This window comes from Planococcus sp. CAU13, assembly GCF_000775575.1.
Classification (GTDB): Bacteria; Bacillota; Bacilli; order Bacillales_A; family Planococcaceae; genus Planococcus.
Genome location: NZ_JRGN01000305.1, coordinates 1 through 8750, shown reverse-complemented (window position 1 = coordinate 8750; position 8750 = coordinate 1). Strand labels below are relative to the sequence as shown.

At 45.4% G+C, this 8750-nt stretch carries 14 protein-coding genes; 4 read left to right on the top strand and 10 right to left on the bottom strand.

Going from position 1 to position 8750, the window contains the following annotated elements; all coding sequences use genetic code 11:
• Positions 1–112: 112 nt before the first annotated feature.
• Both KW93_RS13885 and KW93_RS13880 read right to left on the bottom strand, forming a co-directional pair.
• On the bottom strand, positions 113–817 hold the full coding sequence (locus KW93_RS13885; protein WP_033543631.1) for a class I SAM-dependent methyltransferase: 705 nt from the start codon (positions 815–817) through the stop codon (positions 113–115).
• A complete protein-coding gene (locus KW93_RS13880) occupies positions 792–1310 on the bottom strand; it encodes a DinB family protein (RefSeq protein ID WP_033543630.1) in 519 nt (172 codons plus the stop codon). The genes KW93_RS13885 and KW93_RS13880 overlap by 26 nt, the downstream gene beginning before the upstream one ends.
• A gap of 281 nt (positions 1311–1591) precedes the next feature.
• Here KW93_RS13880 and KW93_RS13875 point away from each other — a divergent pair, with 281 nt between their 5' ends.
• On the top strand, positions 1592–1981 hold the full coding sequence (locus KW93_RS13875) for a hypothetical protein (protein ID WP_152602466.1): 390 nt from the start codon (positions 1592–1594) through the stop codon (positions 1979–1981).
• Positions 1982–2002: 21 nt separating this feature from the next.
• On the opposite strand, the gene KW93_RS13870 is transcribed toward KW93_RS13875, so the two are convergent.
• The 4 genes from KW93_RS13870 to KW93_RS13855 are packed head-to-tail and all read right to left on the bottom strand — an operon-like array spanning position 2003 to position 4573.
• On the bottom strand, positions 2003–2569 hold the full coding sequence (locus tag KW93_RS13870; protein WP_033543634.1) for a DNA-3-methyladenine glycosylase I: 567 nt from the start codon (positions 2567–2569) through the stop codon (positions 2003–2005).
• Between the two features lie 34 nt (positions 2570–2603).
• Positions 2604–3113 (bottom strand): methylated-DNA--[protein]-cysteine S-methyltransferase, encoded by a 510-nt coding sequence (locus tag KW93_RS13865; RefSeq protein WP_033543629.1) that lies wholly within the window; start codon positions 3111–3113, stop codon positions 2604–2606.
• Complete coding sequence (locus KW93_RS13860) at positions 3106–4014, bottom strand: DNA-3-methyladenine glycosylase 2 (protein WP_033543628.1); 909 nt, start codon at positions 4012–4014, stop codon at positions 3106–3108. Before KW93_RS13860 ends, KW93_RS13865 begins: the two co-directional genes overlap by 8 nt.
• A complete protein-coding gene (locus KW93_RS13855; protein ID WP_052131636.1) occupies positions 3965–4573 on the bottom strand; it encodes a bifunctional transcriptional activator/DNA repair enzyme AdaA in 609 nt (202 codons plus the stop codon). The genes KW93_RS13860 and KW93_RS13855 overlap by 50 nt, the downstream gene beginning before the upstream one ends.
• Before the next feature lie 265 nt (positions 4574–4838).
• On the opposite strand from KW93_RS13855, the gene KW93_RS13850 reads away from it, so the two are divergent.
• Both KW93_RS13850 and KW93_RS13845 read left to right on the top strand, forming a co-directional pair.
• Positions 4839–5276, top strand: a complete 438-nt coding sequence (locus KW93_RS13850; RefSeq protein WP_033543627.1) for a hypothetical protein — start codon at positions 4839–4841, stop codon at positions 5274–5276.
• 21 nt (positions 5277–5297) lie between these two features.
• Positions 5298–5543, top strand: a complete 246-nt coding sequence (locus KW93_RS13845) for a hypothetical protein (RefSeq protein ID WP_033543626.1) — start codon at positions 5298–5300, stop codon at positions 5541–5543.
• 78 nt (positions 5544–5621) lie between these two features.
• On the opposite strand, the gene KW93_RS13840 is transcribed toward KW93_RS13845, so the two are convergent.
• The 4 genes from KW93_RS13840 to KW93_RS13830 are packed head-to-tail and all read right to left on the bottom strand — an operon-like array spanning position 5622 to position 7748.
• Positions 5622–5909 (bottom strand): hypothetical protein, encoded by a 288-nt coding sequence (locus tag KW93_RS13840; RefSeq protein WP_033543625.1) that lies wholly within the window; start codon positions 5907–5909, stop codon positions 5622–5624.
• A gap of 21 nt (positions 5910–5930) precedes the next feature.
• Positions 5931–6071, bottom strand: coding sequence for a hypothetical protein (locus tag KW93_RS17640; RefSeq protein ID WP_162835048.1), 141 nt, complete (start codon positions 6069–6071; stop codon positions 5931–5933).
• Positions 6072–6122: 51 nt separating this feature from the next.
• Positions 6123–7193, bottom strand: a complete 1071-nt coding sequence (locus tag KW93_RS13835) for a tetratricopeptide repeat protein (RefSeq protein ID WP_033543624.1) — start codon at positions 7191–7193, stop codon at positions 6123–6125.
• A gap of 45 nt (positions 7194–7238) precedes the next feature.
• On the bottom strand, positions 7239–7748 hold the full coding sequence (locus KW93_RS13830) for a GNAT family N-acetyltransferase (RefSeq protein WP_033543623.1): 510 nt from the start codon (positions 7746–7748) through the stop codon (positions 7239–7241).
• Positions 7749–7926: 178 nt separating this feature from the next.
• Here KW93_RS13830 and KW93_RS13825 point away from each other — a divergent pair, with 178 nt between their 5' ends.
• Positions 7927–8703, top strand: coding sequence for a class I SAM-dependent methyltransferase (locus KW93_RS13825; RefSeq protein WP_235318425.1), 777 nt, complete (start codon positions 7927–7929; stop codon positions 8701–8703).
• The last annotated feature ends 47 nt before the right edge of the window (positions 8704–8750 follow it).

Here is an 8750-nt window from a genome sequence, read left to right as displayed (position 1 = left end):
TCATAGAATCCTGAAAAGTGCTCATAGAACTCCCAAAACCGCTCATAGAATCTTTCACACCAATAAAAAAGAAACCCGCATCCGAGTTTCTCCTCTTTCAGCTTCAAATAGATCATTTCTTCCTGAACAAGGCCGTCCACAAGCCAGAAACGCCGAAAACATCGTCCGACGCTTCCGCTTTTCGCATCTTTCTGATTTCAATCGGCTCCAGACTCCCAAATATGTCGCGCAGCTTCTCTTCGGTGAATCCCAGGCCACCGTTCAGGCTGCGCTGCCGGTAAACTTCCCAGTCCGTAATGTCCGAGCCGCCGAGTTCCCCGCCTTCCACAAAACAGGTGATGGCAAAATGGCCTCCCGGTTTCAGCGCTCTTTCCACCAATTCAATATAATTGTTCCGCCGGTGTGGAGCAATATGATGAAAACAGCCGGAATCATAGACCACATCGTATGTACCTTCCTCAATCGCAATTTCAAAAATATTATTATGAATGAAATTGATTTCCAATTCCCGCTCACTAGCCCGCTCTTTTGCCCAGCCAATCGATGCTTCCGACAAGTCGACTGCGTCAACCATACAGCCCTTTTCAGCAAAATAAAGGGCGTTCCTTCCCGGGCCGCTGCCCAGCTCCAGAACTTTCCCGGCCTGGAAAATCCCTTTTTCGAAATAGCCCACCAGGTTTTCATCCGGCTTATTCACAAAAAACGGAATGCCTTTCTCCCGGTTTGAATAGAACTCATTCCAAAACCCGCTCGGCTCCCGCAATAAAGAGTCAAGCATGTTCAATAAATCTTCATGGCTGCGGATTGTTTCGTTCATGCCTACACCTCCCCTCCAACTCACTCTTCTGTCTCAAATGATGCCGGAAATGCATGCCTACCAGCTCATACCATTCTTTTGAATTGAGCCAGCCGAATCCGCCGTGCTGCACTTTACGGTTCGGGGCAATCTCTTCCACTTTCGATTCCTGCCGAGCCATTCGTTCGATCAAAGCATCCATTCGGCTGATCAGCTTTTCCTGACTGTCCGTATTATTCGGCGGCTCATTCATCTCGTCCGGCAGTCTGATTTTCACAGGCGGAAAGCCGCCATTCCGGAACAATTCCTCGCCAAATTTGCTCTTTGCCAATTCCCCTTCAGCTGCAGAAGTCTCACACAGCTCTACACTGTCCAGATACTCATGCGCCACCAGCAGCAAATGGTCATACATCTGCCCGATCGACCAGACGCCTTCCTCTGAAATGTAACGCAGCTGTTCCAAGGAATACCGGGAGAGATCACTTTTGAATGTTACAAGCAGCTCTTCTTTCATTTCTGCACCTCATTTCACACTAATAAAAGCAGAAATTTCCGTCATTTATCTTTACTAGTTATACCATTTTGCTATTGATATTTGTCCCTGCTCTAAAGTCATCTACAAAAAAGAACCCACTCATTTGTGAGCAGATTCCATTTCTTTTTCATTATTTCCTAGGAATTCTGAATACTTAGTGTAAAATAAATGTAAATTCAAAGTTTTTCCATCTTCTGGAAAGAGCTTCATTACGTGCTGCAACCATACAAATAAATATCAGGAAATGAGGTAATTCCTAAATGTTTAACTCAAAGAAAATGACCATTAAAAGCCAGATTTCTTTTTTACTGGCGAGCTTTCTTATAATCGGTGGATTCACCTATTATGTTTTATTTTACACACCGAAAGATTCACTCGAATTATACCAGGGCATTTCCTTTGCAGAAGACTTCAAGGAAGCTCAAAAGTTGATGCTGGACGGCTACGAAGGCAATTTTACTGAAGCGGATTTTAATTTCATCAACAGCCTGGAGAACTCTGCCAACAGTGTAAGCCAAGTCACGCTGTTTGAATATGATGATAAAACTTTTGTAATTATGACTTCACCGGGAACAGACAGATTAAAGGTGCTGAAAGTGGAAGATGCGCCCGAAGAAGTAAGAAACTATTTCCTTGAATTTCTGCCATAACCCTCATTAAAAAAAAACATTTCAGATATCACGATTCACCGTATGAAACGCACACGTCCGGACATGATCATCGACCATCCCGATCGCCTGCAGAAACGAATAAGTCGTTACCGGGCCGACGAATTTGAAACCGCGCTTCTTCAGCTCTTTGCTGACTCGGGCGGACAACGGCGACTCGGCAGGCATCTGCGATTGGTCGACCCATGCATTTATTACCGGCTTGCCGTCCACAAAACTCCACAGAAAATCCGCAAAACTGCCAAATTCCTTCTGAATCTCCAACACCGCCTGCGCGTTGCTGCGGACTGACTTAATCTTGGCCATATGCTTGATGACGCCGTAATTTTCTTTAATCGATTCCAGATCCTCGTCACTCAGTCCCGAGCAATAACCAATATCGAAATTGCGAAACGCCTCCAGGTACGATCCCCGCTTTGCCAAAACGATGCTCCACGACAACCCCGCCTGCGCGCCTTCCAGATTCAGCAATTCGAAAATGTACCGATCATCCCGCGTCGGCCGGCACCATTCCTCATCGTGATATGCCTGCATCATTTCGCTGCTGCCCGGCCAGGAACAATTCTCCATCTGCGATCCGTCTGTTCTCACCGATGATTCCTGCTTATCCAAGCTGCCCAGCCTCCAAAGCCCGCTTTTCCCGAACAGCCTTCTCATGCTTCAGCAGCCATTCCTTCCGGCTCAACGTACCAGCGTAACCCGTCAGCTTGCCGCTCGAACCAATCACTCGGTGGCACGGCACGATGATCGTCAGCTTATTTTTGCTGTTTGCATTGCCCACTGCCCGCACAGCTTTATCGCTGCCAACTTTCACCGCGATGTCGCGGTAAGATGCCGTTTCTGCATAACCTACCGTCGTCAGCGCCGACCATACTTTCGTCTGGAAGTCGGTGCCCTTCGACATGACAGGAACGGTGAATTCCAGCCGCTCCCCGCGGAAATATTCCTCCAGCTGCGTCATACATTCTTTCAAAACCTGCGGCGTATTCGGCTGAGGTTGGTGTTTTATTTCCTCGCGCTCCGTGAATAAAACGGAGAAGATCCCCTCTTCCGTGCCATTGATTTCAATGATGCCGATCGGCGATTGCAGATCGACCTGATGCATTTCACTCATATAAACTCCTCCATAAATAGAAAGTGGCGTATGCCTCCCACCCTTTCCAGTTTTCTGCAAGACGTTCGATTTCCGCAATCGTCGGCTTCTGCTCGAGCTCCAGCTGAACTTTCAGCGCATTGTGCAGACCGACATCGGCAATCGGGAAAGCCGACGTGATGGCGAGGCATTTCATCATCACGTAATTTGCGGACCATGGTCCGACACCCCGAATCGCCACAAGCTCCTTTTCAATCGCTTGCGCGTCTTTCCCATTCAGCAACTGTTCTTTCGACAGAATTCCACTTGCCATTTGCGTCGCAATTCCGATAATGTATTCCGCTTTCCGCGCCGAATACTGCATCGGCGTCAAATCGCTCACCTCAAGAGCAGCGATTTCCCGATAGGAAGGAAACACCCAATAGGTTTCATTGTCATAGACGATGGATTTTCCATAAGCCTCAACAAACCGTTTTTTCAACGTATAGGCGAACGTTAAATTGATCTGCTGGCCCGTAATCGCCCATGCCATCGCTTCGAATAAATCGGGGAATCCCAGAATCCGAAGGCCGAAATGATGCCTGGCGATCGGCTGCAAAATCGGATCCGCTGCAGCCAGTTCGTAAAAAGGTGCCAGATCCGTATCCAGGTCGAACCACTCCCGCACATACTGAGCGGCGGCTGTTCTCCCTTCCTCTGAGGGCACGCCGTTCAGAAATTCGATATTCAAATGCTGCGGCGAGGATGAGATTTCCATCAACATCAGCTCTTCTTCATGGCGCAGCAATTTTCTGATTCGCTCGCCTTGAATGCGGTGAAGATTCTCCTGGCTCGAGCGGTTAAGGAAAATCAGACATTCATCGAAACTGAATTCAACCGGTACCGGAACCCGCATAATGTGGCTGTTCGTTTTCGTATCCATGCTGCAGCCCCTTCGTCATTTTTCTGAATTCGTTCGGCGAAAGGTTTTTCGCGCGACGGAACGCTTTGTAGAAGTGTGACGTACTTTGAAAACCCGCCTCATAACAGATTTCCAAATTCGTGAATTCCGTGTGTTCCAATAAATGCGCCGCTTTGTCGACGCGGATCTTCTCCAAAAATACACGTGGCGTCTCCGAAGTTTCCTCCTTAAACACACGATCCAGATAAGAAGGACTCAATCCCGCATGAGCCGCCACTTCCTCCAGACTCAGTTTCTGTTTATGATTCGCTATTAAGAAAGAGATCACATTTTGCACAACTTCCGCGTTTGGCGACAGTTCCGTTTCCGGCTGGCACCGTTTGCAAGCACGGAACCCTCGGCTCTCGGCTTCCTCGATGGTCGCGTAAAACTCCACATTCACCTTTTTCGGTTTCCGGGACCGGCACGAAGGTCTGCAGTATATCTTCGTAGTTTTCACCGCAGTGTAGAATAATCCATCATATTTCCGGTCGCATGCCATGATTTTCTCCCACATTTCTTCAAACGTAAAGCCTGACATCGCGGTTCACTCCCTGCTTGCGGATTTCTTCTATATAAATACCTGCGAAAATCTCTCCTACAGTCATTTTATCAAGTAACCGCATGCTGTATCGTCTCCGTTTTTGTGCTTATGGTCTTTATTGATTTCTATAAAGTCATTTTGAATAAAAATGCGCAGAACTTTCTGTTATCTTGATATATACTTATTATACCATTTAATAACAGAACTGAATGTCTGCACATAGCAATGAACAATCGAACATAATCGGTGAGGAGTGATTTCTTTGAAAAATTATATACCCGGCGCAATCATCTCACTGATTTTATTGATAGTATTCTTTATTGTCGATTCGCAAATCTACAGGAACGTCATGCCTGGCCATTTCATTATTACTTTTCTGGTAATGCATGTCGTGGTTTATAAGTATCTCATTCCCGAAAAGAAGTATGGTTCATATCTTTTATATGTTCTTATATTTATTGCCGCCGTTTATTTTTCTGTGCCTGAATATACTTATGCCCAGGCGAAAGCGAAAGTCGAAAACGATTACAGTCTCGTGGATGTGAACGTCGAAAGGGTCCCATTCGATACTTCAAGAAGCTGGAATCCATTCGAATCCAGCCGGGGTTACCTGTTCAGCGGACGCAACATAAATTCGGATGAAGCCGTTTCGGTCCTCGTCGTTCCGCATAACGGCAAGATGTTTAAGTCGGGGGAATAAAATTCTAGAGGAGGCAAAGAAATGGAAATTTTACTGAGCGTCATCTTCGGTTTTTCCATTTTAATTTCAATTGGCGCCTTATTTTACGTAATGATTGCTCATAACTGGAAAAGCTTTTTAGTACTGGGTGTCGGCATGCTGCCAATTTCTTTATACTTTTTATCCGGAGAACCGCCTGTTCAGTATTTCGGCTTCTTTTCTTTAATTTGTTTTATTGTCGCGATTTCTCTCTATATAAAGAATATGAAAAGCAGCGCCTTTCAATAAAGGATTCCTTTGTCTATTGCAAATTAAAGATAATGTACTTGAACCGAGGGAACAGTAAATGAGAAGCATTACTCTCTCCTAACGGGATAGTTTATTATCTGATGATCGGGCTGATTTAAACTTGTCGTAAACTACCAGTAACGCCGCACAGAGGAGCACTGTTACCCCGAATAAACCAGCGAGTGAAGCGAAAGATGCTGTATGGCCAAAAGCCACTTCGCTCGACAGCATTTCTGCATTCGTCCATGCGGCTTCAAAATCCGGTTCGTAATTTTTTGTTTTTATGTATCCGGACACAAGTGTGCCAGCGGTGTAAATGCCAAAAAGAGCAGTTGCTCCGATAAGTGATCGAGTGATGAGTTTCATTGCTGTGCCTCCTCATTTCCATTACTGTTTCTTATCTCTGATGTCTTCAAGAATTTTAATCATCCGCTCGTTTTGCTCTTTTGCTTCATCCAGTTTCTTTTCAATATTGCTCGAAGATATGCCTATGACAACCATCAAAAGGCCTCCAATAAGAAAGTCCATTTTTTCACCTCCTGAATCATAAATCTTTTATTCCATTTGGAAATATGCGATTCACCACCCACTATAAGAAGAATTCCAGCCAATTTCCGCAAGAAAGTCTTCGATTAGCGGCAATTCCTTCTTTGATTGCCGATACGGCAGAAGGATTTCTTCCCGAAATTTCTGGAATAAATCCGCATCCATTTCCGGAAATCTGCGTTCCAAACCAATTTTGCTTTCTTCATCAATAGCAGACAAAGCAGCGACAGTATATGCCGTCATAACGGGAAACTCTTGCTGAATGGCAAGGAAATTGTGAAAGAAAGCATCGATGTAGCCATTGAGCTCGAAATGAGGTTCATTTGGAAAGTAGCCGCCACCGTACTTCCGTTCGTGCTGGGGCGTGAAAGGGAAAGCACTGTATGTCTCCCAGACCCCGGCCATAATAGCGAAAGCCGCCATTGCCGCTCGCCGGGTGTCCGCGTCCGGATCTGTAAAATGCTGCTCATAATGGTCAAAAGCAGGTATCCATCCTCCATGTAAATACGTTGGGTGAAACACTTTCAGCACATCTTCCACTTTTTCCACGATGGACTTCCGGTCATTGGAAGATCCATTCTCAGGTGGTGGGTCATCACGCAGCTTCTCCATAATATCGGGAACATCCAAATTGCTGCCGAGATACTGCAGCATCCGGTGATTTTTCACGATTCCCTCTTCCGCTGAAGAATCCAGAAGAGCGTCCGTCATCCAGCGCATGGCCTCGCCTGGTTTTCTTAATCTATCCATCGTAAAAGCATATAGAGTTTTTAGGACGCTGCTATCCCCGGAGTCCCAAAATTTTGACATCCCTTCCATTAAAATCTCCTCAGATTCTTTCAGCCGACCTTGCAGTCTGTACATCGAACCAAGTTGCGCATAAGCGTTCACGCCTTTTTTGCCGGAAAGCCCCAGCTCTATCGCCCGTCCGTAAAACCGGATCGCTTCCTCTTCCTGCAGCAAAATGTCATAATTCCAGGCACATTCATAATGCAGTAAAGCATTATCGGGATATTGCAAAAGGAGTTCTCTTAGAAGCCTGTTCGACTCCAGAAAGTCTCCTTTATGGCGCTTTTCCAGTGCAGCTTTCAATCCTTCATCCATTTGATCAATCCCTCTCCTGCTTCTGCAAACTTTTTCTGGAGGCTATCATTTCTTCCTATCCCACTCATAATTAACAAACTTCATCTTTTCCCCGTTCATCTCGAATTCGTCGTCACTTATCCCCATGTGGATAAATTCGTTTCTCTCCAAAACTTTTTGGGAGGACTTATTCACAGTCGTGGTTTTTGCGTAAATCTTGTCCACAGTAGAATCGGTGGATAACAGCAAACTCAACGCACGGCTTCCGATTCCTTTACCTCCGTATGCTTCGCCCATCCGAAATCCGATTTCTGCCGTGCCCGACGCCGCGTCAATATCGACCAGGTTGATTCTCCCGGCAATATTTCCTTCAGGATCTTTAATCAAATAAAAACGGCAAACGCCACTCGCCTGTTCAGCCAGCAATTCTCGATGTCTCTTCAGAAATGTTTCCCGCGTATAATAGCTGTCACCTCTGGAAGGTACCCATTGCTCAAAAAACGCACGATTTTCTATTTCAAAACGGAATAAATCCTCTGCCTCTTCGTCCTGCAGCAAGTCCAGTGTGATTTCCATCTTTACACGCTCTCTTTCCGATTTCATTTAATTCAGCATTAACTCACTTTAAACGCTTTTCTATTTTCTTCGCCCACTTTTGTATAAAGTCTGAATGTCTTCTTCTATATTTTACCAAAGTTTTGTACAATTAAGAATATAATAAAAAGAACAAATACGAATAAAGGCGGAATATAAGTTGTCTCATACACCACATGATATTTTCATCAGCAACTTCGAGAAATACGAGGATCCTGAATATTACGATTTGGAATACGGCACGTATCTAAATGATGTGCCATTTCTGGCAGAGTGGGCGGGAAAACAAAAAGGCACTGTAGTTGATTTGGGTTGCGGCACAGGACGTGTGACGATTCCTTTAGCCGAGCTCGGACACAAAATCATCGGCGTAGATTTACATGAAGGAATGCTGAATCAGGCGAAAGAAAAAACAGCGGACGCCAATCTGCCGGTCGAATGGATTTTGCAGGACTGCACGCAGCTGTCGCTTGATGTAAAAACGCTTTTCATGTATATGACAGGCAACTCATTCCAGCACTTTCTTACCAATGAGTCACAGAATCTGCTGCTGCAATCTGTGAAGAGACATCTGGAAACGAACGGCGTTTTCATTTTCAATACACGTTTTCCTGTTCTGGGTGAACTGGCGGAAGTCGACGAATCGGAGCTTATCTTCACCGATAAACGGAGCCGAAAAGTCCGGGAGAAGAACGTCGAAACCTATGATTCACTGACACAGATTTTGCATTGCACATCCATTCGTGAAATACTCGACGGCCCCGAAAAAGGAACGATCGAACAGGATAGCATCTCGCTGCGGTATGTTTTTCCGCTTGAAATGGAAAGGCTGCTAACAGAAAATGGTTTTATTATAGAAAACATCTACAGTTCCTGGAAAAAGGACTCTTTATCTGCTGCCAGCAGCGAAATGATTTATGTATGTAAAAAAAGATAAATCATATACTCTTACCCTTATCGCTTTTCGCCCGCGAAAAGCATCCA

Excerpts from the sequence above, each read along its gene's own strand:
- KW93_RS13885 (WP_033543631.1), bottom strand. The coding sequence starts at position 817 with ATGAACGAAACAATCCGCAGCCATGAAGATTTATTGAACATGCTTGAC.
- KW93_RS13855 (WP_052131636.1), bottom strand. The coding sequence starts at position 4,573 with ATGTCAGGCTTTACGTTTGAAGAAATGTGGGAGAAAATCATGGCATGC.
- KW93_RS13875 (WP_152602466.1), top strand. The coding sequence starts at position 1,592 with ATGTTTAACTCAAAGAAAATGACCATTAAAAGCCAGATTTCTTTTTTA.
- KW93_RS13830 (WP_033543623.1), bottom strand. The coding sequence starts at position 7,748 with ATGGAAATCACACTGGACTTGCTGCAGGACGAAGAGGCAGAGGATTTA.
- KW93_RS17640 (WP_162835048.1), bottom strand. The coding sequence starts at position 6,071 with ATGGACTTTCTTATTGGAGGCCTTTTGATGGTTGTCATAGGCATATCT.
- KW93_RS13865 (WP_033543629.1), bottom strand. The coding sequence starts at position 3,113 with ATGAGTGAAATGCATCAGGTCGATCTGCAATCGCCGATCGGCATCATT.
- KW93_RS13860 (WP_033543628.1), bottom strand. The coding sequence starts at position 4,014 with ATGGATACGAAAACGAACAGCCACATTATGCGGGTTCCGGTACCGGTT.
- KW93_RS13845 (WP_033543626.1), top strand. The coding sequence starts at position 5,298 with ATGGAAATTTTACTGAGCGTCATCTTCGGTTTTTCCATTTTAATTTCA.
- KW93_RS13835 (WP_033543624.1), bottom strand. The coding sequence starts at position 7,193 with ATGGATGAAGGATTGAAAGCTGCACTGGAAAAGCGCCATAAAGGAGAC.
- KW93_RS13870 (WP_033543634.1), bottom strand. The coding sequence starts at position 2,569 with ATGGAGAATTGTTCCTGGCCGGGCAGCAGCGAAATGATGCAGGCATAT.
- KW93_RS13840 (WP_033543625.1), bottom strand. The coding sequence starts at position 5,909 with ATGAAACTCATCACTCGATCACTTATCGGAGCAACTGCTCTTTTTGGC.
- KW93_RS13880 (WP_033543630.1), bottom strand. The coding sequence starts at position 1,310 with ATGAAAGAAGAGCTGCTTGTAACATTCAAAAGTGATCTCTCCCGGTAT.